The organism is Brevundimonas sp. DW-iso22 (assembly GCF_058725425.1).
In genome coordinates, this window is the sequence record NZ_JBZXEB010000005.1 from 270,994 (window position 1) to 297,450 (window position 26,457).

Annotated in this window: 28 protein-coding genes; 12 read left to right on the forward strand and 16 right to left on the reverse strand. The window is 64.1% G+C overall.

Annotation, left to right across the window (positions count from 1 at the left end; translation table 11 throughout):
- Window positions 1-16 precede the first annotated feature (16 nt).
- Window positions 17-664, forward strand: a complete 648-nt coding sequence (locus AC4PRM_RS10075) for an HAD-IB family hydrolase (RefSeq protein WP_492039744.1) — start codon at window positions 17-19, stop codon at window positions 662-664.
- On the opposite strand, the gene AC4PRM_RS10080 is transcribed toward AC4PRM_RS10075, so the two are convergent.
- The 3 genes from AC4PRM_RS10080 to tig all read right to left on the reverse strand — a co-directional run bounded on the left by AC4PRM_RS10080 (window position 661) and on the right by tig (window position 3,204).
- Window positions 661-981, reverse strand: a complete 321-nt coding sequence (locus AC4PRM_RS10080; RefSeq protein ID WP_492039745.1) for a hypothetical protein — start codon at window positions 979-981, stop codon at window positions 661-663. The genes AC4PRM_RS10075 and AC4PRM_RS10080 overlap by 4 nt on opposite strands.
- Before the next feature lie 79 nt (window positions 982-1,060).
- On the reverse strand, window positions 1,061-1,702 hold the full coding sequence (locus tag AC4PRM_RS10085) for an ATP-dependent Clp protease proteolytic subunit (RefSeq protein WP_373258391.1): 642 nt from the start codon (window positions 1,700-1,702) through the stop codon (window positions 1,061-1,063).
- A 158-nt stretch (window positions 1,703-1,860) separates the two neighbouring features.
- Window positions 1,861-3,204, reverse strand: a complete 1,344-nt coding sequence (tig, locus tag AC4PRM_RS10090) for a trigger factor (RefSeq protein WP_492039746.1) — start codon at window positions 3,202-3,204, stop codon at window positions 1,861-1,863.
- Window positions 3,205-3,391: 187 nt separating this feature from the next.
- Here tig and AC4PRM_RS10095 point away from each other — a divergent pair, with 187 nt between their 5' ends.
- Window positions 3,392-4,093 (forward strand): MBL fold metallo-hydrolase, encoded by a 702-nt coding sequence (locus AC4PRM_RS10095; protein WP_487921790.1) that lies wholly within the window; start codon window positions 3,392-3,394, stop codon window positions 4,091-4,093.
- Window positions 4,094-4,102: 9 nt separating this feature from the next.
- On the opposite strand, the gene AC4PRM_RS10100 is transcribed toward AC4PRM_RS10095, so the two are convergent.
- Entirely contained in the window at window positions 4,103-4,396 is a 294-nt protein-coding gene (locus AC4PRM_RS10100) for a hypothetical protein (protein ID WP_373258388.1), read from the reverse strand.
- 412 nt (window positions 4,397-4,808) lie between these two features.
- Between AC4PRM_RS10100 and AC4PRM_RS10105 the strand changes: the two genes are divergently transcribed.
- Window positions 4,809-5,033 (forward strand): con-10 family general stress protein, encoded by a 225-nt coding sequence (locus AC4PRM_RS10105; RefSeq protein ID WP_373258387.1) that lies wholly within the window; start codon window positions 4,809-4,811, stop codon window positions 5,031-5,033.
- Between the two features lie 65 nt (window positions 5,034-5,098).
- Here AC4PRM_RS10105 and egtB read toward each other — a convergent pair whose 3' ends face one another.
- From egtB to AC4PRM_RS10145, 8 genes are all read right to left on the reverse strand, one after another.
- Entirely contained in the window at window positions 5,099-7,258 is a 2,160-nt protein-coding gene (gene egtB / locus AC4PRM_RS10110; protein ID WP_492039747.1) for an ergothioneine biosynthesis protein EgtB, read from the reverse strand.
- Between the two features lie 108 nt (window positions 7,259-7,366).
- Complete coding sequence (locus AC4PRM_RS10115; RefSeq protein WP_373258385.1) at window positions 7,367-8,380, reverse strand: threonine aldolase family protein; 1,014 nt, start codon at window positions 8,378-8,380, stop codon at window positions 7,367-7,369.
- A gap of 4 nt (window positions 8,381-8,384) precedes the next feature.
- Window positions 8,385-9,320, reverse strand: a complete 936-nt coding sequence (locus AC4PRM_RS10120) for a mechanosensitive ion channel family protein (protein ID WP_373258384.1) — start codon at window positions 9,318-9,320, stop codon at window positions 8,385-8,387.
- A 28-nt stretch (window positions 9,321-9,348) separates the two neighbouring features.
- The gene (locus AC4PRM_RS10125; RefSeq protein WP_492039748.1) at window positions 9,349-11,154 is read right to left on the reverse strand and encodes an ATP-binding protein; all 1,806 of its coding nucleotides are present in this window, start codon (window positions 11,152-11,154) and stop codon (window positions 9,349-9,351) included.
- Window positions 11,155-11,232: 78 nt separating this feature from the next.
- On the reverse strand, window positions 11,233-12,918 hold the full coding sequence (locus AC4PRM_RS10130; protein WP_492039749.1) for a cisplatin damage response ATP-dependent DNA ligase: 1,686 nt from the start codon (window positions 12,916-12,918) through the stop codon (window positions 11,233-11,235).
- A gap of 88 nt (window positions 12,919-13,006) precedes the next feature.
- The gene (locus tag AC4PRM_RS10135) at window positions 13,007-13,477 is read right to left on the reverse strand and encodes an RcnB family protein (RefSeq protein ID WP_492039750.1); all 471 of its coding nucleotides are present in this window, start codon (window positions 13,475-13,477) and stop codon (window positions 13,007-13,009) included.
- A gap of 94 nt (window positions 13,478-13,571) precedes the next feature.
- Window positions 13,572-15,389 (reverse strand): ATP-binding protein, encoded by a 1,818-nt coding sequence (locus AC4PRM_RS10140; RefSeq protein WP_492039751.1) that lies wholly within the window; start codon window positions 15,387-15,389, stop codon window positions 13,572-13,574.
- Between the two features lie 102 nt (window positions 15,390-15,491).
- Entirely contained in the window at window positions 15,492-15,800 is a 309-nt protein-coding gene (locus AC4PRM_RS10145; protein WP_373258379.1) for a BolA family protein, read from the reverse strand.
- 45 nt (window positions 15,801-15,845) lie between these two features.
- Between AC4PRM_RS10145 and AC4PRM_RS10150 the strand changes: the two genes are divergently transcribed.
- From AC4PRM_RS10150 to AC4PRM_RS10170, 5 genes are all read left to right on the forward strand, one after another.
- Window positions 15,846-16,517 (forward strand): J domain-containing protein, encoded by a 672-nt coding sequence (locus AC4PRM_RS10150; protein WP_492039752.1) that lies wholly within the window; start codon window positions 15,846-15,848, stop codon window positions 16,515-16,517.
- Window positions 16,518-16,568: 51 nt separating this feature from the next.
- A complete protein-coding gene (locus tag AC4PRM_RS10155) occupies window positions 16,569-16,997 on the forward strand; it encodes an organic hydroperoxide resistance protein (protein ID WP_492039753.1) in 429 nt (142 codons plus the stop codon).
- 138 nt (window positions 16,998-17,135) lie between these two features.
- Window positions 17,136-17,309, forward strand: a complete 174-nt coding sequence (locus AC4PRM_RS10160; protein WP_492039754.1) for a hypothetical protein — start codon at window positions 17,136-17,138, stop codon at window positions 17,307-17,309.
- Between the two features lie 83 nt (window positions 17,310-17,392).
- Window positions 17,393-18,397 (forward strand): cobaltochelatase subunit CobS, encoded by a 1,005-nt coding sequence (cobS, locus tag AC4PRM_RS10165; protein WP_373258375.1) that lies wholly within the window; start codon window positions 17,393-17,395, stop codon window positions 18,395-18,397.
- A gap of 105 nt (window positions 18,398-18,502) precedes the next feature.
- Window positions 18,503-18,808 carry a CsbD family protein gene (locus AC4PRM_RS10170; RefSeq protein ID WP_373258374.1) on the forward strand — a complete coding sequence of 102 codons (306 nt, stop codon included), beginning with the start codon at window positions 18,503-18,505 and terminating at the stop codon, window positions 18,806-18,808.
- A 286-nt stretch (window positions 18,809-19,094) separates the two neighbouring features.
- Here the strand turns inward: AC4PRM_RS10170 and clpA are convergent, their stop codons facing one another.
- The 3 genes from clpA to AC4PRM_RS10185 all read right to left on the reverse strand — a co-directional run bounded on the left by clpA (window position 19,095) and on the right by AC4PRM_RS10185 (window position 22,511).
- A complete protein-coding gene (gene clpA / locus AC4PRM_RS10175; protein ID WP_492039755.1) occupies window positions 19,095-21,410 on the reverse strand; it encodes an ATP-dependent Clp protease ATP-binding subunit ClpA in 2,316 nt (771 codons plus the stop codon).
- Between the two features lie 14 nt (window positions 21,411-21,424).
- Entirely contained in the window at window positions 21,425-21,757 is a 333-nt protein-coding gene (gene clpS / locus AC4PRM_RS10180) for an ATP-dependent Clp protease adapter ClpS (RefSeq protein WP_373258372.1), read from the reverse strand.
- A gap of 262 nt (window positions 21,758-22,019) precedes the next feature.
- A complete protein-coding gene (locus AC4PRM_RS10185; RefSeq protein WP_373258371.1) occupies window positions 22,020-22,511 on the reverse strand; it encodes a phasin family protein in 492 nt (163 codons plus the stop codon).
- A gap of 266 nt (window positions 22,512-22,777) precedes the next feature.
- Between AC4PRM_RS10185 and AC4PRM_RS10190 the strand changes: the two genes are divergently transcribed.
- The 4 genes from AC4PRM_RS10190 (at window position 22,778) to rplI (ending at window position 25,669) form a co-directional block, all read left to right on the forward strand.
- Window positions 22,778-24,220, forward strand: a complete 1,443-nt coding sequence (locus AC4PRM_RS10190; RefSeq protein WP_492039756.1) for a D-alanyl-D-alanine carboxypeptidase family protein — start codon at window positions 22,778-22,780, stop codon at window positions 24,218-24,220.
- Window positions 24,221-24,403: 183 nt separating this feature from the next.
- Window positions 24,404-24,796, forward strand: a complete 393-nt coding sequence (gene rpsF, locus AC4PRM_RS10195; protein ID WP_373258369.1) for a 30S ribosomal protein S6 — start codon at window positions 24,404-24,406, stop codon at window positions 24,794-24,796.
- Between the two features lie 11 nt (window positions 24,797-24,807).
- Window positions 24,808-25,083 (forward strand): 30S ribosomal protein S18, encoded by a 276-nt coding sequence (gene rpsR, locus AC4PRM_RS10200; RefSeq protein ID WP_373258368.1) that lies wholly within the window; start codon window positions 24,808-24,810, stop codon window positions 25,081-25,083.
- Between the two features lies 1 nt (window position 25,084).
- On the forward strand, window positions 25,085-25,669 hold the full coding sequence (gene rplI / locus AC4PRM_RS10205) for a 50S ribosomal protein L9 (protein WP_492039757.1): 585 nt from the start codon (window positions 25,085-25,087) through the stop codon (window positions 25,667-25,669).
- 67 nt (window positions 25,670-25,736) lie between these two features.
- Here rplI and lipB read toward each other — a convergent pair whose 3' ends face one another.
- Window positions 25,737-26,456, reverse strand: a complete 720-nt coding sequence (gene lipB, locus AC4PRM_RS10210) for a lipoyl(octanoyl) transferase LipB (protein WP_492039758.1) — start codon at window positions 26,454-26,456, stop codon at window positions 25,737-25,739.
- Window position 26,457: the final 1 nt, after the last annotated feature.

The following is a 26,457-nucleotide window of genomic DNA, read 5'->3' on the forward strand; positions in this document are numbered from 1 at the left end:
ATGAGGATCGCGGCGAATGTCTGACATGGGGATAGCGGACGGGTTTCGCCAGCAGCCTCGCAAGGATCAGGCCATCGTCGCCTTCGACTTCGACGGCACCCTGACCGTGCGCGACAGCTTTACTGCCTTCCTGCGCTGGCGGGCGGGCCGACGTGGCTGGGCCATGGGCCTGATGAAGCTGGCTCCCGCGGTCGCAACCTATGCCAAGGACCGCGACCGGGGACGCATCAAGGCCGCCTCGGTGAAGCAGTTTCTGAAAGGCGTTTCGCGCGCCGAGTTGGAAGCGGACGCGGAAGAATTCGCCGCCGATGTCTGGGCCAAATTCATGCGTCCGGACGCCCTGGCCTGCTGGAACGACTGGGGCAAACGCGGTGCTCATCGCGTAATCGTGACCGCCTCCCCCGGCCTGACCGTCGCCCCTTTCGCCCGACGCCTCGGTGCTGAGGGCCTTCTCGGCACCCATCTGGATTTCGATGCCCTTGATCGCCTGACCGGCAAATTCACCAGTCCGAACTGCCGGGGTGAGGAGAAGGTGCTGCGGCTGCGCACCGCCTATGGTGACGCAATGACCCTTACCGCCGCCTATGGCGACACCTCGGGCGATACGGAAATGCTGGCAATGGCACGGCAGCCCGGCTTTCGGGTCTTTACAGAGCGGCCCTAGTTCCCGTCGGCATCCACGTCGAACACCACGGCCTTGCCGCGCGAAGTCGGATCCCAGCCTGCCGCCATCGCCGATTTCACGGCGTTGCGCACGCTTTCGACATTGATCCGCTGGCTCTCGAAGATCGGCCGCCCATTAGGACGCAGCGGCATTGGGAACTGTACCACCGCCTCGCGCTTGAACCCTTGCAGATGCAGCGACAGGGCAATCCCGTCCCAGCCCCCCGCAGCTGTAGGCTGCGGCTGGCGCCGAACCTCCCAGTCATAGCTTTCGCCGTCGACCTCGACCGTGCCGTGGGTATCGCGTGTGTGCTGCATGGCGGCCTGATAGCACAAAAGAAAAGAGGCGCACCGATCGTGGCGCGCCTCTTTGAATCCTATAAGTGTCGAACGGTCGTCAGACTGTCTTCACACCGTCGCTGTCGGCCTGTTCGCGGCGATCGTAGACGTGGTCGACGATGCCCCATTCCTTGGCTTCCTCGGCGCTCATGAAGTGGTCGCGGTCCAGGGTCTTCTCGACCTCCTCATAGGTCCGGCCCGTGTGATGGACATAGATCTCGTTCAGGCGGCGCTTGGTGTAGCGGATGTCGGCGGCGTGCAGTTCGATGTCCGAAGCCTGGCCGCGGAACCCGCCCGATGGCTGGTGCACCATGATCCGCGCGTTAGGCAGAGCCACCCGCTGACCTGCCGCACCGGCCGTCAGGATCAGAGAGCCGGCCGAGGCCGCCATGCCCATGACCACGGTTGAGACCGGGCTCTTGATGTATTGCATGGTGTCATAGATCGCGAGCGCCGAGGACACCTGTCCGCCGGGGCTGTTGATGTACATGCTGATTTCTTTCTTCGGGTTCTCCGATTCCAGGAACAGCAACTGGGCGCAGATCAGCGAGGCCATCGTGTCCTCGAACGGCCCCGTCAGGAAGATGATCCGCTCGCGCAGCAGGCGCGAGAAGATGTCAAACGACCGCTCCCCCCGGCTGGACTGCTCGACCACCATCGGCACCAGGTTCATGTTCATCAGTTCGATCGGGTCGCGCATGTCAGGCTTTCTTGATGGATCTGGACCCGACTCGCCGTCGGCATCCCTCTGGATCAGGATATCGCGTTGCCAGACGCGGGATGCAAGTGACGCCCGAAAAGCAAATCCCCGCTCCGGTGACCGGAACGGGGATTATGCATTCGTCGCGGTGACGACGGCTAGATGTCGTCGTCTTCCTTCAGCAGCTCTTCCTTGGTGATCGGCGTGTCGGTCACCTCGGCCTGGTCGAAGATCAGGTCGCAGACCTTTTCCTCATAGATGGGGGCGCGCATCTGGGCTGCGGCATTGGGGTTCTGGCGATAGAAGTCCAGCACCTGACGCTCCTGGCCCGGATAGTTGCGGGCCTCGTTCATGATAGCGTTGTTCAGCTCCTGGTCGGTGACCTGGACGTTGTTGGCGCGACCGATCTCGGCCAGCACCAGACCCAGGCGCACGCGGCGCTCGGCGATCTTCTGGTATTCTTCCTTCAGCTTCTTCTCGGACTTCTTTGCGTCGTCCTCTGGCAGGCGACCGGCCTCCTTGTCGGCCTGCACCTGTTGCCAGATGCCTTCGAACTCGGCCTCGACCATCTTGGGCGGCAGCGGGAAGCTGTGGGCCTTGTCCAGTTCGTCCAGCAGGGCGCGCTTCAGCTTGAAGCGGGCGGCTCCGACATACTGCTGGTCCAGATTGGTCTTCAGCAGCTCTTTCAGCTTGTCCAGCGACTCGATGCCGATCCGCTTGGCGAAGTCCTCGTCGACAACGGCGGGGGCCTCGGCCTTGATGGCCTTGACCTTGACGTCGAACGTCACAGCCTTGCCGGCCAGATGGGCCGCTTGATAGTCATCGGGGAAGGTCACGTTCAGGACCTTCTCCTCGCCGACCTTGGCACCCTTCAGCTGCTCTTCGAAGCCGGGGATGAAGCGGTTGGACCCGATCACCAGCTGGGTATCTTCGGCGGCACCGCCTTCGAAGGGTTCGCCGTCCAACTTGCCCAAGAAGTCGATGGTGACCTCGTCGCCCTCGGCGGCCTTCACGGCCTTGCCCTTCTTGTCTTCGTACGACTTGGCCTGACCGGCCAGTTCGGTCATCGCCTCGTCCAGATCGGCGTCGGACGCCTCATAGGTCGGACGCTTCAGCTTCAGGGTCTTGGGATCGACAGGCGTGAAGTCGGGCATGACTTCCAGCGCCATCTCGTAGGACAGGTCTTCCTGGCCGGCGATGACCTTGTCCATGTCGCTGGTCAGCTTCATCTCGGCCGGTGCGGCGGGACGCAGCTTGGCGTCGTCCAGAGCCTTCTGGCTGGTCTGGTTCAGGGTGTCGTTGATGATCTCGCCCATGAAGTCACGGCCGAAGGTCTTCTTGACGTGCGCGACCGGCACCTTGCCGGGACGAAAGCCCTTCAGCTTCATCTGCGGCGCGACTTCCTTCAGCTTGGCATCCAGCTTGCTGTTCAGCTCGGCGACGGGGACGGTCACCGCGATGACGCGGCTCAGACCTTCGGTGGACTTTTCGACGACTTGCATGGTCGGACTTCTAACGCTCTGTGGCGGCGCCACTGGGGCGGGCGCGCGCGATGGGGATAAAGCAAGAAGGGCCGCCCCTTGCAGAGCGGCACCTCGAAGCCCGCCCTTATGTCGATGCCCGGCGCAAAGGTCAACGCGCCAGCCGCCCAGACTGGCTACCTTCGACCAGTACCGCTATCTCCTGCGCATGACTCAGTCCCCTGCCCCCATCGGCGTCGCCGTCTTTCCCGTCACTCCGCTGCAACAAAATTGCACCCTGGTGTGGTGCCGCAAGACGATGAAGGCGGCCTTGATCGATCCGGGTGCCTCGGTCGATGCCCTTTTGGCTGCCGTCCAGAAACAGGGCCTGACGCTGGACGCCATCTGGGTCACTCATGGCCATCTGGATCACTGCGGCGGCGTGGCCGACATGCAGGAGAAGACGGGGCTGGACGTCATCGGCCCCCATCCGGACGACCAGTTCTGGATCGACGATCTGGCTCAGCATGGCCTGGCCTATGGCGTACCCGAGGCGCGCCCCTTCACGCCGACCCGCTGGCTGGCCGACGGCGACACGGTCACGCTAGGCGAGACAGCGTGGGAGGTCTATCACTGCCCCGGCCACACCCCCGGCCATGTGATCTTCTTCAACCGCGAGGCCCGGTTCGCCCAGGTCGGCGACGTGCTGTTTTCCGGATCGGTCGGGCGTACCGACTTTCCGCGCAGCGACCCCGAAGCCCTGCTTCAGTCCATAGTCACCAAGCTATGGCCGCTGGGCGACGATGTTCAGTTCGTTCCAGGGCACGGCCCGGCCTCGACCTTCGGGGCCGAGCGGAAGACCAACCCGTTCGTGTCGGATGCCGCGATGCAGCGCGCGCCGATCGCCCGCCCTGCATCCGGTCCATCCTGAGCGAGCGGCTTATCGGGACAGCAGCAGCCCGATAATCACGCCGACGCCCAGCGCGATCACGCTGGACTTTACCGGCTCGCCCTCGATGGCGCTGCGGACTCGCACGACCCGCGTGCGGCTCCAATCGGCAGCGGCTTGCGCATCCTCCTGCACCGCGCGGCGTAGCGGCTGGGGGGACCCGAATGTCTTGTCCTCGCCCGATCGCAGCAGAGCATCGGCTTGCCGCTCCAAAGTGGCTGAAGGCGTGTTCAGATCATCGTCTGCGATATCGGTGCCATAAGGATTTGCGGTCGTGTCTGTCATCGGATCGTCCTGGGTCAGAGCGGAATGGGACTGGATCAATCCGCCCGCCACGGACCAGTTCCGCCCCTCGTGTCGATCAGGGTGAACAAGAGACGTCCCTGCCCGTTCTTCTTCCCAGAGGAGATCGCCATGACCTTTATTGAACCCACCCCACCCGGAACACGCCAACCCGATATCCTGCCGCCTGACACACCGGGACCCGACATCGACCCTGCCAGTACGCCTGACGAGGTTCCGCCTCTGGAACCCGGTGGCGGCGGAGAAGGCGACTCGCGACCGCATGACGCAGGGTAACATCCGGCCCCGTTCGCGCTCCGTAACTCTCTCAAATCCGTGAGGTCCCACCCCGGAACCGGACCGTAGGCAGAGGGTTCTTTCACGGACCGTTACAGTTTCTCGAAAGGATGAACCGATGGCTCAAGGACAGCCCACAAGAGCCTCCGGCGTTTCCAAACGCGGATTCGCCTCCATGGACCCGGAGCGTCAGCGCGAAATCGCTCGCAAGGGCGGGGCCAGCGTGCCCAGCGAAAAGCGCAGCTTCTCTCAAGACCGCAGTCTGGCTGCCCAAGCGGGCCGCAAGGGTGGTGAGGCTTCGCACGGAACGCGCAACCCCAAGGATGCGCCGCCCGCCGAGTAGCAGACTGAAGGCATAAAAGAATCAGGCGGCTTCCGGCTTCGGAGCCGCCTTTTTCATGCTTGGTCTCAGGTGCCCAGCAGGGCCAGCGCGACCGATGGGGCTTCGCCGGCTTCAAACGCGGTTACCGTCCATCCGGCCGACGTCGCCAGTTCCCGGATGGTGTCCTCGGTAAACTTTCGCGAGCTTTCGGTGTGAATCGTCTCACCTTCGACAAATGACACGCGGGTGTCACCGATCGTCACGTCCATGTCGCGGTTGGCCCGCAGATGCATCTCCATCCGCTGGGCCTCAACGTTCCAGCGCGCATGATGCGCAAAGGCGTCGATGTCGAAGTCAGCATCCAGTTCGGCATTCGCCCGCACCAGCAGGTTGCGGTTGAACGCGGCGGTCACATCCGCTGCATCATCATAAGCCGCAATCAGGACCTCTGGCTCCTTCACCAGATCCACGCCCAGAATGAACAGCGCATCCTTGTCCAGCAGACTGCGTGCCGACTTCAAGAAGGCGATCGCCTCGTCCCGCTCGAGATTGCCGATCGTCGACCCTGGGAAGAAGCCGATTCGTCGTCCCGAACCGATCCCTTCGGGCAAGGGCGGCATGTGCAGAAAGTCGCCGACCAGAGGCACGACCTTCAGATCGGGATAGCCCTCACTGATCCGCTCCACCGCGCCATTCAGCGCATCGGCGCTGATATCGATCGGCACATAGGCCGCCAGTCCCGGCGCGGCATCCAAAACGATCCGCGTCTTCTCACTGGCGCCCGAGCCAAACTCGACCAGCACTGCATCAGGCCCGAACAATTCGGCCCACTTGGGCGCGACCGTGCGCAACAGGGCCGCCTCCTGCCGCGTCGGATAGTACTCAGGCAGGCGGGTGATGTCCTCGAACAGGTCCGAGCCCCGGGCATCGTAGAACCATTTGGGCGAGGCGACCTTGGGCGACTGCGACAGGCCCGCGATCAGGTCGCGCCGGAACCGGGCCACCTCTCCATCCCGCGTCTTCGCCTCAGCCTGTTTGGGCGCGTCCTCGGCCAGTCGAAGTCCCATGAAGGCCCACCTTTGTTGCGGATAGAAGAAGTTGCGATAGCTGACCCGCCCATGATCCTCCGGCGTCGCAAAGCTGGAGCCCCGCAATACCATCTGATTGGCCATGAACTTGCCGTTGTATTCCGAGGCCGTGCCTTCGGTCGGCTGAAAACCCGGATAGGGTCCATAGGCGCTCGACGTCCACTGCCAGACCTCGCCAAACGCATTCGAAAAGGCCTCGGGCCGCGAGCGCACGGCGTGTTCCCATTCACCCTCGGTCGGCAGACGCTTCCCGGCCCAGCGCGCATAGGCGTCGGCCTCGTAGAGGCTGATGTGCCGTACCGGAGCCGCCGGATCGACGGGGACGCGCCCTGCCAGGGTCATGACCGACCAACCTTCATCCTCGCGGTGCCAGTACAGGGGGGCTTCCCAGCCCTCGGCCTTCACTGCTGACCAGCCGTCGGACAACCACAGCTCGGCCCGCCCATACCCACCGTCCTCGATGAACCGCAGCCAGTCACCATTGGTCACCAGATCCGCCGCCAGACGATACGGCTCCAGCCACTGTCGATGCGACGGACCTTCATTGTCGAAGGCAAAACCCCTGGCGTCATGCCCGATCCGGCAAAGCCCGCCTTCGAATGCGACCGGGCCGCCCCGCTCCGCCTCCAACACCCGCCCGCGCGGCTCCACGGCATAGGCCGCCGGCTCCAGCGGCGAGCGCGACATCAGGTTCAGGATGTCCATCAGAAACAGCTCCTGATGCTGCTGATCATGATGAAAGCCCAGGGTCAGCAAATAGATCTGGTTCGCGTCCAGTTCGGTCCGCTCCAGCCAGTCGATCATCCGCCGGTCGATCTCGGCCCGGTAGGCCAGCACCTCGGCCAGCGACGGTCGGGTCATCAGACCGCGCTCGAAACGGTTCACCCGCTCGCCCAGCGCCTCGTAATAGCTGTTGAACAGGGCCTGCAGGCGAGCATCCACCGGCACATAGCCCGGTTCCTGGCTCAGCAGCATCGCCTCGAAGAACCAGCTCGTATGCGCCAGATGCCATTTTCCGGGGCTGCAATCCGGCATGGACTGGGCCGCCAGATCCTCTGCGGACAGCCCCGCGGCCAGCGCTGGCATGGCCGCGCGTACCGCCTTGTAGCGGTGCACCCACCCCGACGTCGGCGTGGTCGCATAGGCCGCTGATGTCATACGCGCTTGCCCCTTGGGCTGCCGAAAGTTGCGGCAGTCAATCGGTGAACGAGGATGGCCACCCTTCGTTCCTGCCAGATAGTCAGCCTTTTGCCGCAGGCAAGCCCGTCACAGCGTGGCGATGGCTTCAACCAGTTCATCCACGACGTCCGGTTCCGTGGCCCAGGAACAGACAAACCGCACCGAGCCATCGTCGAACATGTAGCAGGCCCAGCCCAGCGCATTCAGCCGCGCATGCGCCTCCTGCGGCATCCTCACGAAGACCGCATTCGCCTCCACCGGGTGCGCCAGCACGAAGGCCGAACGACTTGCGATCCCCTCTGCCAGCCGCCGCGCCATCAAATTGGCATGCGCCGCCCCGCCCTCCCAGTCGCCGCTCTCCAGCAAACCCAGAAACGGCGCTGCCAGGAACCGCGCCTTGGACGCCGTCTGCCCGGCCTGTTTCAACCTGTTGTCGATGCGCCGGGCCAGGGCCTTGTCAAACATCACGATGGCCTCGGTACAGTGCGCCCCCGCCTTGGCTCCGCCGAACACCAGAATATCGACACCTAGCCGCGCGATCTGGGTCAGATCGAACCCCGCCGCTGCCGCATTGGCCAGTCGTGCGCCGTCCATATGCACGCCGAAACCGCGTAGCTTCACGGGCTCGATCAGATGCCGCAACTCCTCCTCGGAATAGACAGCGCCATATTCGGTACACTGGGTCACGCTCAGTGCCGCCGCAGGCTGGCGATGGCCGACCACCGGTTCTTCCAGCGCCGCCGTCAGGGCCAACGGTTCGATCTTACCCGAAAAGCCGGGCAGGCCGATCAAGCCCACGCCGTGCCCGAAGAATCCCGGTGCCCCCGTCTCGTCCGTGCAGATGTGCGCCGCGTGGTGCGCCAGCACCGCTTCGTGTGGCTGGGCCAGCATCGAAAGAGCGATGGCATTGGCCGCCGTGCCGGAAAACACGAACCGCACCTCGGCATCTGCATCCAGCCGTTGGCGTATCTGGTCCGCCGCCCGCTGAGTGATCTCATCCGCGCCGTAAGCCCGGGCATAGCCTGCATTGGCCTCGCCCAGCGCCTTCAGCGCCGATGGGGCCATGCCCGCCGTGTTGTCCGAGCCGAAGTCGTAGCGCATGGGCCTATGGTTCCTTGGGACGCTGTACTGTCACCACAGTCGGCAGGGTATCGCCTTCGTCGCCATAGGGAACGGCGACCTGGTGCGGGAACGGGATTTCGATCCCCGCCGCGTCCAGAGCTTCCTTGCCGGCCTGCATAAGATCGGCTTGCGTCTGCCACCAGTCGCCAGAGTTGACCCAGGCATGCAAGGTGACCTGGACCGCACTGTCCAGCAGCCCGGTTACGCCGGACCAGGGCAGGGGATCACCCAACACCTTGTCATGCCCGGCTGCCACATCGCAAAGCACCTGTCGTGTCCGGGCCAAGTCTTCGCCGTAGCCGACAGTGAAGTTGATTTCGACCCGTCGCGTCGTCTGACCCGACAGGTTCAGGATGACATCGCCCAGAACTTTCGAGTTCGGCACGACAATCTTGTGATTATTGGCATTCGACATCTGCGTGACGAACAGGTCCAGCCGCTGCACGGAGCCACTGACGCCACCGATATCGATCACATCTCCCACCTTGTAGGGCCTCAGGATCAGCAGCAGCACCCCGGCCGCCACGTTTGACAGCGTGCCCTGCAAGGCCAGGCCCACCGCCAGCGAGGCTGCCCCCAGCACCGCGATGATCGAGGTCGTTTGCACGCCCAGTCGCTGCAACACGGCGATGAAGCCGATCACATAGACCAGCACTCGCACCACCTGCACGGCAAAGCTGAGCACCGTCGGATCATGGCGAAAGCCTCTGACCCGGCCCAAGGCGGTCCGCGTAGCCCGCGACGCCCATTTCGCCGCGAACACCGTTGCTACGAGGATCAACATGGCGATCGACAGATTGATCGCAAAGTCGCCGGCCATGTCGGTCAGCTTGGCGATCATAGCAGTATCGACGGCCACGGCCTTCTCGCCGGCGGCCACGGCCTGGGTCACGGTTTCGGTCAGGGAGTTTGAAAGCATACGGCGGGTTTAACGCCTGTCTCGCGGATTAGAACCCCGAACCTGCCCGGCGCGGCTCGGTTTCTATATCGACCATTGCCGCATTGATGGCCCGAACAAGGACCGGCAACTGTATGGGCTTGGGAACGACCGAGGTCATCCCCGCCGCCAGACATTCCGCCACCTGATGATCCATAGCGTTGCCGGTCAGACCGATGATCGGCACATGGGTACCGACCATTCCGCCATCACCTCTTCGTATCGCGCGCGTCGCCGCCAGCCCGTCCAGCACGGGCATCTGGACATCCATCAGTATCACCTGGAACGGGCGCATACGCAGGGCATCGATCGCCTCCTGACCATTCTCGACCATATGCGGTCGCGCTCCCAGATGCTCCAGAAGGCTGCGGATGACTGTACGGTTCGTCGCATTGTCCTCGGCCACCAGCACCGAGAAGCTGTCCAGCGTGTCGGCAACAGGCTGCGCGGTTGCGTCGTCAGTCATCTCCGCCACTTCGGCGGGGACAACCAACCGAAACACACTGCCGTGCCCCACGTCACTTTCGGCCTCGAGCCAACCCTTCATCAGTTCCGCCAGTTGCAGACAGATGGCGAGACCCAGACCGGACCCCTCGTGCGCGCGTCGATGCGATCCGTCGGCCTGTTCGAAAGGCCTGAAAACCCGCGCCAGATCTTCAGCCGCAATGCCCGGCCCGGTGTCGCGCACCTCGAACACCAGTTGCCCACCCAGCACGGCGACCGAGACATGAACGCCCCCGTCGTGCGTGAACTTGATCGCGTTACCGACCAGATTATCGACCACCTGGCGCAGCCTGACCGGATCACCGCGGAAGGCTCCCGCCACCTCGGGCCCCGCCGACGATGTCAGGGACAGCCCCTTCAACCCCGCCGAGGCGGCAAAGGTGCTGACACTGTCCGATGCGATCTGGGCGGGGTGGACGATGCCGTCCGTAAGTTCCAGCCGCCCGGCCTCGATCCGTGACAGGTCCAGCACCGCATTTAGCGTCCCCAGAAGCGTTTCGCCCGATCGCCTGATCACCTCGACCCGTTCCCGCTGCATCTTGTCCAGCGGATTCATGGCCATCAGTTGCGTCATGCCCAGGATACCGTTCAGCGGCGTGCGGACCTCATGACTCATGGTCGCCAGGAACGTCGATTTGGCCTGCGACGCCGCATCGGCGGCCATACGCGCCGCCTGCAGATCCGCGATCAGCTTTGCATTCTCGGCACAGGATTCGCTCCAGGCACGCCAGACCTCGCCCGCCTGTCGTCCGATCACGACCAGAATGGCGACCAGCAGAGCCATCGATCCCGCCAGCGCTGGCCCCGCCGGAGTCAGCACGTAAGGCCACATGGAAACGACGACGGCGAACAGTGGTGGTGAAATGGCGGTCACGAACAGACGAGGCACCGCGTTGAACTGCGCCATGGCCACACAGATCGACCACGCCTGCAGCATCATGACGACCGCCATGATCGCCGGGCTGTGGGTCGTCACCACTGCCGCGATGGATCCTGCCACGCCAAGGCTGAACCGAGACGCCACGATCGGCACCAACCCACGCACACCCACCCGGGGATCGATGGGTTCAGCGGTCCATAGACGCCGCAGGTGGCGCTGGAACCCCATATCCACCAATGTACCGATACCGCTGGTTATCAGGGCGATCTGCCAGAACCCCAACAGCGCCAGAACCAGCCCGCCCGCCGCCCAAGCCCCGAACAGCAGCCACGGCTCCGTGATCATGGTCGCCAAAGTGATGCGATAGCGATCCGGCATGTCCACGCCGACCTTCAGCGGCGGCGGTTTGGCCAGAAACGACAGATCGGGCACTCTCAACACCTGCAGTCACCGCTCCAACCCTGATCGTCGATATACCACCTCCCATTGCAACCACACTAAGCAAGTTGGTTACCGGACCAGTCTTCCACCGCTACGTTCCAGCGATTCCAGCAGGTGCATCACATCGCCTTGCGTGTTCGCCTCGCGCGCCGGCTTGTCCCAGCGGATGCGGCTGACGCGGGGAAACCGCATGGCCACGCCCGACTTGTGCCGCGTCGACCGGTTCAGCCCCTCAAAGGCAATCTCCAGCACCAGACCGAAATCCGGCTCGGCCTTCACAGACCGGACCGGGCCGAACCGATCGACCGTGTTGTCGCGCACGAACTTGTCGATCTGCTTCAACTCTTCGTCCGTAAAGCCGAAGTAAGCCTTGCCGACCGGGGTCAGCGTCCCCTCCTCGGTCCAGACGCCGAAGGTATAGTCGGAATAGAAGCTGGAGCGCTTGCCGTGCCCGCGCTGGGCGTACATCAGCACTGCGTCGATCACATGCGGATCGCGCTTCCATTTGAACCACGGCCCCTTGGGTCTTCCGCCGACATAGACGCTATCCTTGCGTTTGAGCATCAGCCCCTCAGCCGCCGCCCCGACCGGCGGATCGAGCCGCAGCGGCACCAGCTCCTCCCAGTCGTCGAACTCCACCAGCGGAGACAGGTGCAGCGTCCCCGCCCCGTTGCGCGCCACCAAGGCTTCCAGCCGGGGTCGCCGCGCGGCCAGCGTCAGGCCTCGTAGGTCCTCCCCCTCCTCGGCCAGCAGGTCATAGGCCACGATGGCGGCGGGATACTTCTCGAGCATGGCCGCATCCGCCGTCTTGCGGTTGAGCCGCTGCTGCAGGTCGCCAAACGCCGCAACCTGACCGTCACGCCAGACGACCAGCTCGCCGTCGATCGCCCCCTCGAAGGACAACCCGGCCATGACATCGGGAAAGGCCGCCGATATCTCGTCGCCCGTCCGGGAATACAGCTTCTGCACCCCTTGTTCGCGCACGGCCTGAACGCGGATGCCGTCCCATTTCCATTCGGCAACATAGTCGGCGGGATCCAGCCGTGCGAAATCCACCGCCTCGTCGATCGCGACCGACAGCATCACGGGCCGGAACCGCCCCGGCGCATCGCCGCTGGGCCGCTCGCTGCGCCCCTCCAGCCAGGCGAACAGGTCCTCATAGGGCGGCGTCAGCGCATGCCAGATTTCCTCGATGTCAGAGGCCGTGACCGGCTCCAGCGACACAGTCCCTTCCCCGCCCTCCGGATCGGGCGGTTCGGCCACCGCGGCCGGTCGCACCATTGCCGCCGCCGTCTTGGCCAGCCGTGCCGACAGTCCCACCCTCAAAGCGCCGGTCATCAGCTTCAGCAGCGCCCACCGCGCCTTGGGCCCCAGCGCGTCCAGCCAGCCCTCCAGCAGGGGTCGGACCTCGGCCCGCGACGCCTGACGCAACGCCTCCACCACCTCCGACAGTTCCGGCTCGCGATTGGGCCGGTGTGCGGGATCGACCGGCCAGATCAGCGCCACCGTCTCGGCCAGGTCGCCGACATAGTCATAGGACCAGCCGAACAGCACCGGATCGACCCGCGCTTCCGTCGCCTTCCTGATCATCGCCGGCTTGGCCGCATCGAACGTCAGGTCGCCCGTCAGCGCCGCCAGCGCCCAGCCCCGGTCGGGGTCGGGCGTGACCCTCAGATAGTCGCGCACCAGCACCAGCTTGGCATTGCGCGACGCCGTCAACGACAGACGGTCCAGAAGTTCGGCAAAGGCGCGCATGCGGTCCCGTTCGGCGGCAGATGACCACCAAACGCGAAAACGCCCCGGAAGTCTCCTTCCGGGGCGCAGTCTCGGTTTTGGACCTGGCTTAGTTGAACAGCCCCGCGATCACGGCCGTGATCAGACCCGTCGCAACGGCAGTCAGAACGACGTCATTGCCGCTGCGGACGTAGTGGTAGCCACGGGGCGGCTGACGCAGGCCATAGCGGCCGTAGTCGCTGACGACGTAGCGGCTGTCGCGATACTGGACCGGCATGCGCTGGCCATAGGACCACTGACGAACCGCATAGCCGCGCGGGGCGACATAGCGCGACGCATTATAGCGGCGTTGCGACTGCTGCCAGCGGGCATACTGGCGCTGATCCTGACGATATTCGCGCCGGTCCTCGCGTTGGTCCTGACGGAATTCACGACGGTCTTCGCGGTTGTCGCGGCGGTCGTCGCGCTGTTCGCGGCGATCCTGACGATCGTTGCGGGACTGTGCATCGGCGGCGGTGGCGACGCCCATGGTCGAGCCGGCGATCACGGCAGCCAGCGTAGCGGTGAGGATCTTGTTCATGGTGGGCTCCTTAGGCGGTCGAACCATTTCGACTTGAACCCACGATGCCGGAGCGCCTCTGAGGCAGGTCTGAACAGTCTTGCTCACCTTTCGTTCATGCGGCGGCGGAGGTCTCTCCGCTTTCTACCAGGCTGCGAACGCCTGCACGACCACCTCCAACGCGGTTCATGACCCGCGCCAGTGCTGCAAAATCGATCGGCTTGTTCAGATAGGCGTCAGCCCCGGCCTCCAGTCCCGCCTCGTGGTCCTCGCGCCGGGCAGAAGCAGACAGCACTACAATGGGGGTTTCCGCGTTCAGACCTGCAACGGCGCGAATCGCACGTGTCGCCGCCAATCCGTCCATCACCGGCATGTTGACGTCCATGACGATCAGGTCAAAGCGCTGTCCAGACGCGACATCCACCGCGACCTGGCCGTTTTCGGCGGTCGAGGACGCATGCCCCGCCGACCCCATCCACGCTTCCAGAATCATGCGGTTGACGGGATGGTCCTCGACGATCAGGACGTGCAGCGCCCGCCCGTCATCGATGTCGGCGTGGATGGGTTCGGCTGCGGCCTGGCTTGTCCATTCCACCACCTCGGCCTCGACCGAAAATGTGAAGGTCGAGCCTTGGCCCACGGTAGATTCCACAAGGATATCGCCGTGCATGATGTTGGCCATGCGCCGCGCGATGGTCAGGCCCAGGCCTGTTCCGCCAAATCGGCGCGTCGAAGAGGCATCGACCTGGGTAAACGGCTGGAACAGCCGCTCCAGATCGTCGGGAGCAATCCCGGCCCCTGAATCCGTGACGGCGAAGTCGAACCGGACCCGGTCATCCGCCAGACGTGTTCCTTTAACGACATAGCGAATCTCGCCCGCGTCGGTGAATTTGACGGCGTTGGACAGAAGATTGTGCAGAACCTGACACACACGAAGCGGGTCCCCGCGCACTATGGACGGCACTTCGCCCTCGAAGCGCGACACGAAGGTCAGCCCCTTGGCTTCAGCCTGGGCCTGGAAAGGACCTGCCGCGCGCTTGTGCAGATCGTCGCTGACGATGTCGACGACCTCGAAGGTCATTCGACCCGCCTCGATCTTGGTCATGTCCAAGATGTCGTTCAGCAGGCTTAGAAGATTGTCTCCGGAATTGCGGATGATCGACAGATACTCGCGCTGACTGGCTTCCAGCCGCGTCGATGCCAGCAGCTGTGCGGCCCCAAGCACGCCATTCATGGGGGTACGCAGCTCATGCGAAATGACCCCAAGAAAGTTGGACTTGGCATCGCTGGCCGCATTGGCCCTGTCGCGTGCAGCCTCTAATTCCGCGATAAGATGAGCCTGATGCTCCTGAAAGGCCGTGATCCGGTCTTCGCGTAGCATCGTCATGGTCACCAGCACGAAAAGGCCCGCAGCGATAAAGGGCACTACCGCCAGGAATGACCAGAATAGCGGCGTCCCCCACAGAGACACCAGAATGATCAAGGCTGCGGCACCATAGGGTGAGGAGATCACAACCGCCTGGCGCGGCGAACTACGCAGCTGCGCAAAAACCAGGACATAGCCGGATATCAGCAACGCCATCGCCAGCGGGTGTCCGAACGGATGGCCAGAGAACCATGCCAGCAAAGGCGCGACGGCCCACGCCGCCGTTGTCGCGGTGGCCACGATCGGGAATACCATGCCCCAGCCAGAGCCGACACGGGCACTGACGCCCTTCTCGACCTGACCACGCAAAGCCCCTGCCGCAACGGTCCCGACGAACCATATCGACGCATTTACCGGTCCCACGGTCGCCAGAAGGCCCACGGCCCAGCTGGCAATGATCAGATAGCGCAGATACTGAGTTTGCAGGATCGCGCGCAGGGCTTGGGCAGCTTCGCCCGGGCGCTGTTCACCCGCCAGCGCCTTGCCGATCCCGTCCGATTCAACCATCACCCGTCCCGCAGCCGCTCAACCCCAGATGTCAGGCTACGGACAACCTTCTAAGACGGGGTGAACGGCGTGATATGACTGGTCGCTGCCTGCGCAAATCCTCTATCGGCCGGTGTCGGCCTCTTCAGCGGGCGTCAGTGCCTTTATGGAAAGGGCATGGACCGGCCCCGCCAACTGATCCCGCAGCAGGGTGTTGATCGTCCGCTGACGTTGTACCCGCGCCTGACCCTCGAAGGCGCTCGACACCACCGTCAGATTGAAGTGGCTCTCCCCGCCCGGCTGGGCGTCCATCCCCCCTTCATGATGGTGTCCGGCGTGTCGCGCGCTGTCGTCTTCCAGCTCCAGACGGGTCGGCGACAGGGCTGCGGTCAGTTTTTCGCGGATAATCGTCGCAATCGGGCCATCTGGCATGGTCTTGTCCTTGTTGAAGTCCAAATCAGCCTTACACTTCGTGCGATGCCGAACGACTTTCAATACAAGCCCCGCTTCACCGACATGCGGATCAAGCCGCCCCGCCCCGAAGAGGAAGCGGCCAAGGCCGATGTCCTGCATCTGAAGCCGGGCCAGAAACCCTGCAACTGGCCCGACTGCCGTCAGGCCGCAACCGCCCGTGCGCCCAAGTCGCGCGAGCGGCTGAACGACTTCTACGACTTCTGTCAGAAGCACGCGGGCGAATATAACAAGAGCTGGAATTTCTACGCCGGCATGTCCGAGGCCGAGATTCGCGCCGCCAAGGAAAACGAGGCCATGACCGGCGGTCGCCCGACCTGGGAGATGAAAGCCGGGGCCAATACGCGCGAGGCCGCCGCCGACGCGGCCAAGCGGGGCAAGTCCAAGGTCGATCCAGGCACCTGGCGCGACAGCTTCGGCCTGTTCGGTCGCCGCACCCAGGAACAGGTCTCGCCCGCCGGTGAGGACACCCTGCGTCTGGGCAAGCTGGAACGCGCCGCCTTGGCCGACCTCGATCTGGACGCCCGCACCGACAAGGCCGGGGTCAAGGCCCGCTATCACGAGCTGCTCAAACGCTTCCACCCCGACCTGAACCAGGGCGACCGTGGTGCCGAGATCAAGCTCCAGAACGTCATCAAGGCCTACAAGACGCTGAAGAAGGCCGGGCTGGCGGCCTAGCATTGGGCCGGGTCGTGCCTAGCTAAGGAGCCCCAACACAGGAGCTCTCCCATGGACGTTCTCTACAAGGCCCACGCCACCGCCTCGGGCGGCGGACGCGAAGACGGTCGCTCGGCCACCGACGACGGCAAGATCGATGTGAAACTGTCCACCCCGACGGAAATGGGCGGCAAGGGCGGCGACGGCACCAATCCCGAGCAGTTGTTCGCCACAGGCTATGCCGCCTGTTACCTGGGTGCCCTGCGTCTGGTCAGCGGCAAGGCGGGCACCCCCGTCGGTGCGGACACGAAAATCCATTCCACTGTCGGTTTCGGCAAGAATACGCGCGGCGAGGGCTTCAACCTGGATATCGCCCTGAAGGTCACCGACCACGGCCTGGACCAGGCGGTCATCGACGACCTGATCCAGAAGGCCCACCAGGTCTGCCCCTACTCCAATGCCACGCGCGGCAATGTGGATGTGGCGTTGAGCGCCGAATAAAACCAGCATTCATTACTTCGGATAAATAGTTTCGATGGCGCGAAGGATTGTTGTCCTTCGCGCCTTTTATTTTGCCACATGGAACAAAAACTGAACAGCGTCGCTATCATTGTTCGAAGCGCGGGGAGCGCTGAAATCATGAAAACGCTGGAAACTAAAACCAACCGCAAATCGAGCCCCTATTACTCGGGCGGCGGCGACCTGTCAGGCGTCGACCTGCAGGTCTTCAGCGGCCCGGCCTTCGTCAAGCATATCGCCGCGCTGGTGCGCATGGCCCGAGGCAAGCGCGCCGTCCGCCACACCTCTATCTGAAACGACCGCGTCGCAACGTCACCCTGGCCCGTAGCGCACACGCGGCGCTGGACCGGGCCCGTCCGGTTTTCTAAGGGTGGCGCATGACCACCCTGTTCGACGCCACGCCCGACCCCCTCCTGACCCTAGAGCCGCATCGCCGCGCCACCGTGCGCGAGATTTTCGGCGTCGACAGCGACATGACCGTGCCGGTCTTCGCCGAACGCGACAGCCATGTGCCGGAAATCGACGACAGCTATCGCTTCGACCCCCAGACCACCCTGGCCATCTGCGCGGGCTTCAGCTTCGACCGCCGCGTCATGGTCCAGGGCTATCACGGCACCGGCAAGTCGACCCATATCGAACAGGTCGCGGCCCGCCTGAACTGGCCACTGGTGCGCGTGAATTTGGACAGCCACGTCAGCCGGATCGACCTGGTCGGCAAGGACGCCATCGTCCTGAAGGACGGCAAACAGATCACCGAGTTCCGCGAGGGCATGCTCCCCTGGGCTATCCAGCGCCCGATCGCCCTGGTGTTCGACGAATACGACGCCGGCCGTCCCGATGTGATGTTCGTGATCCAGCGCGTGCTGGAGGCGCAGGGCCGTCTGACCCTGCTGGACCAGAACCGCGTGATCCGGCCCAACCCCTTCTTCCGCCTGTTCGCCACGACCAACACCATCGGCCTGGGCGACACATCCGGCCTCTATCACGGCACCCAGCAGATCAATCAGGGCCAGATGGACCGCTGGAACATCGTCACCACCCTGAACTACCTCGACCACGACGTGGAGGCCGAGATCGTGGCCGCCAAGGTCCCCGAATGGGCCGACGCCGAGGGCAAGCGCAAGATTGCCGCCATGGTCCGCGTCGCCGACATGACCCGCAACGCCTTCATGAACGGCGACATCTCCACCGTCATGAGCCCCCGCACCGTCATCACCTGGGCCCAGAACGCCATCATCTTCAACGGCGACGTCGGTCTCAGCTTCCGCCTGACGTTCCTGAACAAGTGCGACGAACTGGAACGGCCGACCATCGCGGAGTTCTACCAGCGGGCTTTCGGGGAAGACCTGCCCGAGGCGGCGACGCGGGTGAAGGTGGGTTAGGCCAAGGCGTTACCAAGGTTTCATGGTCGAAACGGAACCCCCCGCCCCTCTCTGCGCTATGACGGCACGCCTCCCCGGCACCCATTCATTCGAGAGGATTTCTCCATGACCGACCAACGTATCGAAGGCGCCGCCAACACTGTCGGCGGCCGTATCAAGGATGGCGTCGGCGGCCTGACCGGCAACGATCGTCTGCAGGCCGAAGGCAAGCTGGACCAGGTCAAGGGCAAGGCCCTGGACGCTTATGGCCGCGTCATCGACGGCCTGGACGGCTTGGTCGAGAAGGCCCCGGTCCAGTATCAGGACAAGGCCCGCCAGGGTCTGGACTTCGCCCGCCGCAAGCCCCTGCTGACCACCGGCATCGTCGCCGGTCTGGCCGTGCTGCTGGGCGGCCTGGGTCGCCGCCGCTAAGGCGAGGCCTGTCCACACAGACAAAAGGCCCGGGCAGCGATGCCCGGGCCTTTTTCTCTAGCATATGCATATTTGACAAAACTAGCTAGCAGCTAGGTGCGTTGAGGCACTGATCCCACACGATCCACGCTAGCCAGCCCCCATATATGAGCAGTCCGGCTAGCAGGAAGGCCGACAGGACAAGAAGCGCCCGAATGACCTTGCGCATTGTCGACGGCTCACGCCTCCTCACGCCTTGGCATCCTTTTCTTTGGATTATTCCTCCCCTGTTAGGGGAAGATTACCGTCAGTCCGCCACGACGTCAGCGTCCTCGGCCACCTTTTCCGGCGCGCCTTTGGTCGGGGTGATGTCGAAGGCGATCTTACCGTCCTTCAGCTCCACCTTCACATGGCCGCCGCGCGTCAGGCGTCCGAACAGGATGTCGTCGGCCAGCGGCTTCTTGATGTGTTCCTGAATGACCCGCGCCAGGGGACGTGCGCCATACAGTTCGTCGAAGCCGTTCTTGGCCAGCCAGTCGTTGGCTTCGTCCGACAGTTCGATGGTGATGTTGCGATCCGCCAGCTGGACCTCCAGCTGGATCATGAACTTGGTCACCACCGACTTGATCGTCTCGGCGTCCAGCGCCTTGAAGGCCACTATGGCGTCCAGGCGGTTGCGGAACTCCGGCGCGAACAGCCGCTGGATGGCCTTGTCGTCCTCGCCCTCGACCTTGCCCCGGCCAAAGCCGATGGAGGCCCTGGCATTGTCGGCGGCCCCGGCATTGGTGGTCATGATCAGGATGGTGTTCCTGAAATCGACCTTCTTGCCGACCGCATCGGTCAGCATTACGTTGTCCATCACCTGCAGCAGGATGTTGTAGACGTCCGGGTGGGCCTTCTCGATCTCGTCCAGCAGGACCACCGAATGCGGATGCTGATCCACCGCATCGGTCAGCAGGCCGCCCTGGTCATGCCCGACATAGCCCGGAGGGGCCCCGATCAGGCGGCTGACGGTATGGCGCTCCATGTATTCGGACATGTCGAAGCGCTGCATCTCGATGCCCAGGGTGGACGCCAACTGCTTGGCCACCTCGGTCTTGCCCACGCCCGTGGGGCCGCTGAACAGGAAGGCCCCGATCGGCTTCTGCGGATCGCGCAGACCGGCGCGAGCCAGCTTCATGGCCGCAGAGACCTGTTCGATCGCCGCCGACTGGCCGAAGACCACGCGGTTCAGATCGGTCTCCAGCTGGCGCAGGCCCTCGGTATCGGACTTGCTGACCGACTTGGCGGGGATGCGGGCCATCTTGGCGATGACGGCCTCGACCTCCTTCTGGCCGATGACCTTCTTGCGCTTGGATTCGGGCAACAGCATCTGCGACGCCCCCGCCTCGTCGATCACGTCGATCGCCTTGTCCGGCAGTTTGCGGTCGGTCATGTAGCGGGCAGACAGTTCCACCGCCGTGCGAATGGCGGCGTCCGTATAGCGCAGCTTGTGGTGCCCCTCGTAGGAGCTCTTCAGCCCCTTGAGGATCTTCACCGTGTCCTCGACCGTCGGCTCGTTGACGTCGATCTTCTGGAAGCGCCGCACCAGGGCGCGGTCCTTCTCGAAATGCTGGCGATATTCCTTGTAGGTCGTCGATCCCATGCAGCGCAGGGTGCCCGACGCCAGGGCGGGCTTCAGCAGGTTGGACGCATCCATTGCCCCACCCGAGGTCGCGCCCGCGCCAATCACCGTGTGGATTTCGTCGATGAACAGGATCGCGTTCTCGTGGTTCTCCAGCTCCTTGACGACCTGTTTCAGCCGCTCCTCGAAGTCGCCGCGGTAGCGGGTGCCGGCCAACAGCGCGCCCATGTCGAGGCTATAGATGGTCGCGCCTTCCAGCACTTCCGGAACCTCATGGTTGACGATCTTGCGCGCCAGACCTTCGGCGATCGCGGTCTTGCCCACGCCCGGCTCACCGACCAGAAGGGGGTTGTTCTTGGTCCGGCGGCACAGGATCTGGATGGCCCGCTCGACCTCGCCATGACGGCCGATCAGGGGGTCGATCTTGCCCTTGCGCGACTTCTCGTTGAGGTCGACGCAATAGGCCTCCAGCGCCTCTCCGCCCGTCTTGGCGGCGGCGGCATCCTCGGCATCCTCGGGGCTGGCGGCACCGGCCTTGGCCGGACGGGTCTCGCCCCCGCCCTTCTTGGCAATACCGTGCGCGATATAGTTCACCGCATCGTAGCGGGTCATGTCCTGCTCCTGCAGGAAATAGGCGGCGTGGCTCTCGCGCTCGCTGAAGATGGCGACCAGCACGTTAGCGCCCGTGACCTCCTCGCGGCCCGAGCTCTGGACGTGGATCACCGCGCGCTGGATCACGCGCTGGAACCCCGCCGTCGGCTTGGCGTCCTCACCATCGCTGGTGGCCAGGGCCGCCAGGTCGGTATCGACATACAGCGTCAGCGCTGTCTTCAGATTGACCAGCTCGACATTGCAGGCGGTCATCACGCCAGCCGCATCGGGGTCATCGATCAGCGCCAGCAGCAGGTGTTCCAGCGTGGCGTATTCGTGCTTGCGCTCGTTCGCATAGTGCACCGCGCGGTGCAGGGTCTCTTCGAGAGGACGTGAAAATGAGGGCATGGGAGCTTATCCTCTCAGTCTTTTTCCATCGTGCATTGCAGCGGGTGCTGGTGACGTCTGGCGGTTTCGATCACCTGGGCCACCTTGGTCTCGGCGACTTCATAGGTGAACACGCCGCAGACCCCGACGCCATGCTGATGCACATGCAGCATGATGCGGGTCGCGTCCTCGCGGCTCTTCTGGAAGAACCGTTCCAGCACATAGATGACGAATTCCATCGGGGTGTAGTCGTCGTTCAGGATCAGCACCCGATAGAGCGAGGGCTTCTGAAGTTTCGGCCTGGTCTCGGTGATCGTGGCAGAGCCGGAGCCCTGGTCCTGATCACCGGTCTTGCGTGACGGGGGCATTCGTAATCCAGTTGGGAAGGTCGATGGATCAGATAGGCAATGATGCCCTGAATTGAAGATGCGACAAGTCACCTCTTTGTTTGCGCAGGCGCAGACGCCTGTCCCTCCCGCTCGAGGCGCCGCGCCCTCCCACCCGGCTTCGCTGCGCTCAGCCACCCTCCCCCCAGGTGGGAGGGACAACGCCGTGCATGCCCTCAACAGTAAAAAGGCCCCCGGATCGCTCCGGGGGCCTTCCTGTTACGCTACTAACTTGGTCAGGCGCTTAGCGAGCGGCCTGGAATTTTTCGACCGAGGCGGTGACGCGCTCGTTGATGGGCTTGAAGCTGTCCTTGACCGAGGCGGTCATGATGTCCGTCGCCTTGGTCACTTCGGCCAGATAGGCCTCGGTGGCCGACTTGGCCCAGCTGGTTTGCAGTTCCAGCAGTTCCTGGATCGAACGGGCCTGGGTCATCGACTGAGCGGCGGCGACGCCGTCTTCCCAGGATTTCTTGGTGAAGGCGACCGATTGGGCCGACAGGGTCTCGACGCCCTTCTGGGCGGCGGTAGCCGAGGCGACCATGGCTTCCAGGTTCTGCTTGCCGTGCGCGTTCAGCTCGGCGAGGCTGGCGGCCGACTTGTCGGCAGCTTCACGGAACACCTTGGCACCGGCAGCCTGGGCTTGCTCGGCATTGGCCTGGAACGTGGCCTGGGCCTTTTCGGTCGAGGCCTTGGCAGCGTCGACGGTCTTCTTCACGGTTTCACCGGTGTCAGCCATGGTACAATCTCCTGAACTGAGGTGTCGCAGTGATCCCGCGACTGAATTTTCTCGCAGCAGGCGATTCCGCCGCGACGAGGGTGATATGGTGCATGTGCGAACAAACGTCAAGGCGTATTGTGCGCTGCACAAAACTGTCAGTCGGACTTCACAATCCTGTTGACGCCTTGTTTACCCTCTCGAAACGGACGGAGCGCATGTTAGTCCTATCGTCAGCGTCGTGTGGTGGGGCCGCCGTCGCGCTAGTCAAAGAGTGAGGCCTTCCGTTGCAGACCATCGCCCTGATCCGTCGCGGACTTCTGTCACTGGCCCTGATCGTGGGTCTGAGTCTGACGCCTGCGGCCACTCCACCGGTCGCACAGTCCGGCGACAACGCCCGCTATGCCGCCATCGTCGTCGACGCCGAAACAGGCGAGGTCCTGTTCGCCCGCCATGCCGACGCCAGGCGATTCCCGGCCTCCATCACCAAGATGATGACCCTGTATGTGACCTTCGAGGCGATTTCGAAAGGCGAGGTCAAACTCACGGACGTGCTGACCGTCTCACCCCGCGCCGCCAGGGAGCCGCCGTCCAAGCTTGGCCTCGCCGCTGGCCAGACCATCACCCTGGACAACGCCATGCGCGCCACGGCGGTACGCAGCGCCAACGACATGGCCATGGTGATCGCCGAACATGTGGGTGGGTCCAACGACCGCTTCGCGGCCCGGATGACGCAGAAGGCCCAGGAACTGGGCATGACCCAGACCCGCTACTACAATCCCAATGGCCTGCCCGACAGCCGACAGGTTACGACAGCCCGCGACCTGTCCATCCTGGCCCGCGCCATCATGCGCGACTATCCGCAGTACTATACCTACCTGGGCCAGCACGACTGGGCCTATAATGGTCGTGAATACCGCAACACCAATGGCCTGCTGCACTCCGGCAACGGCTACGACGGCATGAAGACGGGCTATACCAACGCCTCCGGCTTCAACCTCGCGGCCTCGGCGGTGCGCGGCAACAAGCGGCTGATCACCATCGTCCTGGGCGGTCGTTCGACGGCCAGCCGCAATGCCCATGTCGCCGCCCTGATGGACACCGGCTTCGAACTGGAACGGGCCCGTGGCCGTGGCCAGACCATCCAGGTCGCCCAGGCCTTCTTCGAACAGCGCGGCTTTGGCATCAGCGCCCAGCCTGCCGACGACGTCCAGTTTGCCTCCATCACATCCAGCGGTGCGGCTGCCCTGAACGAGGCCAATGGCGACGAAGGCACGGCCTATGCCGCGCTCGCCCGAACGCCCACTCCTGCGCCTGCACCGCGTGCAGAAGTCCGTAGCGAACCTCGCACACCCGCTCGCCCCGCGACGCGCAGTGGCCAGCTTCCCGCCGACCTGCCCGCAGACGTCACCGCCATCCTTAACGGTGGTCGGTCGCCCGCCACAGCCAGTGTCAGCGCCTCGACACGCACCTCCTCCCCTGCCCGTGCTTCAGACGGCTGGGCCGTTCAGGTCGGGGCCTTCCGCGACGAGACCGTGGCCAGCAACTGGCTGACCGAGGTTCAGCGCCGCTTCCGCAGCCAGTTCTCATCCGCCGAACGCACCGTGGTCGACGCCGAAGGCTGGTTCCGCTCGCGCTTCACAGGCATGACCGAACAGACCGCCCAAGCCGCCTGCGAGGCCCTCGCCGCCCGTAGCGTGACCTGCATGGTGGTTCGCCCGCAGGGCTAGCGTAGACGCGGCTTTACCAGAGCCGCCTTTTCCCCTATACGCGCCCCCTTTCCAGGGCTTCGGTCCTGGCGTGGAGTTCCAAAGGGTTCGGGAAGTCATTCCGGCCGCCACGCCTGGATCCATCGTGGGAGAGGACTTTAACCCGGTCCCCTCGCGCCGACGCCCTACAAGGGAGACTACCGCATGGCTCTTTACGAGCACACGGTCATGTCGCGCCAGGATATCAGCGCGCAACAGGCCGAAGCGCTGAATGACACCATCAAGGATCTGATCGTCGCCGGTGGCGGCTCGGTCGCCAAGATCGAATACTGGGGTCTGCGCAACCTGACCTATCGGGTCAAGAAGAACCGCAAGGCACACTATTCCCTGCTCGCCATCGACTGCCCGCCGGCTGCCATCGCCGAGGTGGAACGTCAGCTGTCGATCAACGAAGACGTGCTGCGCTGGCTGACCGTCCGCGTCGAGGAACTCGACCTGGAACTGTCGCCCCTCCTGGCCCGCCGCGAGCGCGAGCGTGAACGTGAGCGTGAGCGCACGCCGCGTGAAGACGCCCCCGTCGCCGAAGCCGCAGAATAGGATTCCGGAACATGACCGATACGACTGCTCCCTCGCCGGGCGCGCCGGCCGGCTCCGGCCCTGCTCGCCGTCCCTTCTCGCGTCGCCGCAAGGTTTGCCCGTTCACGGGTGAAGGCGCGCCGAAGATCGACTACAAGGATGTGAAGCTGCTGCAGCGTTACATCTCCGAACGCGGCAAGATCGTGCCCTCGCGCATCACCGCCGTCTCTCAGAAGAAGCAGCGCGAACTGGCCAAGGCCATCAAGCGCGCCCGCTATCTGGCCCTCCTGCCCTATGTGGTGAAGTGATATGAAGGTCGTTCTGCTTGAGCGCGTCGAGAACCTCGGCGCCATCGGCGACGTCGTGTCCGTCAAGGACGGCTTCGCCCGTAACTTCCTTCTGCCGCGCGACAAGGCCCGTCGGGCCACGTCCGCAAATCTGAAGGCTTTTGAACTCGACCGCGCCGCCATCGAGGCCCGCAACGAGAAGAACAAGGCCGACGCCGGCTCGATCGGTTCCAAGATCGACGGCCAGACCTACGTCATGATCCGCCAGGCGGGTGAGACCGGTCAGCTGTACGGTTCGGTCGCCGCGCGCGACATCGTCGAGGCCGTCACGGCCGACGGCGGCAAGATCGAGCGCAGCCAAGTCGTCCTGAACGTGCCGATCAAGAGCCTGGGCGTCCACGAAGTGCTGGTTCGCCTGCACGCCGAGGTCACGGCCACGATCAAGATCAACATCGCACGCTCGGCCGAAGAAGCCGAACGTCAGGCCAAGGGCGAGGACGTCATCAAGGCGGCCTACGACGAAGATCGTGAAGCCGCTCTCGAGCAGGCCCGCGACATGGTCGCCGGCGGTGCCGGTCAGCAGGACGGTCTCGGCTCCGAAGCCTGATCGTCGATCAATACTGACTATCGGACGGCGGCGTGGAGCACTCCACGCCGCCGTTCTTTTTTGCCGCTCAGATATCGGGCGCATCAGCCGTCTGAACCGGCCCGAACACGGCCTCGAACGCGCTTCTCAAGGCCGCATCCGCCTCGTCCATCGTGGCCAGCACGCCCAGGTCGACCAGGCTGGTCACCCCATGCTCGGCGATGCCGCACGGCACGATGCCGCCGAAATGGTCCAGGTCCGGTTCGACATTCAGGCTGATGCCGTGAAAGCTGACCCATTTGCGGACCTTGACGCCGATGGCGGCGATCTTGTCTTCCCGTGACCAGCCCGCGCCCTTGCGCTCGACCCAGACCCCGACCCGACCCTCGCGCACCCCGGCCTCGACGCCGAACCGCTCCAGCGCATCGATGATCCAGCCCTCCAGCCCGCGCACGAAGGCGCGCACATCGCGCCCCCGCCGGTTCAGGTCCAGCATGACATAGGCCACGCGCTGTCCCGGCCCGTGATAGGTAAACTGCCCGCCGCGCCCCGAGCGGTGGACCGGAAACCGCCCCGCATCCAGCAGGTCATCGTCCTTCGACGACACCCCGGCGGTATAAAGCGGCGGGTGTTCCAGCAGCCAGACCATCTCGGACGCCTCGCCCGCCGCGATCGCCGCAACCCGCGCCTCCATGAAGGCTACCGCCTTATCATAGGGTACCAGCCTGGACGACACGGCCCATTCCACTGGCACCCCATCACTCGGGATCAGTCGATTTTCCGCAAGGCTTAACGGGTCAGCAAGCATG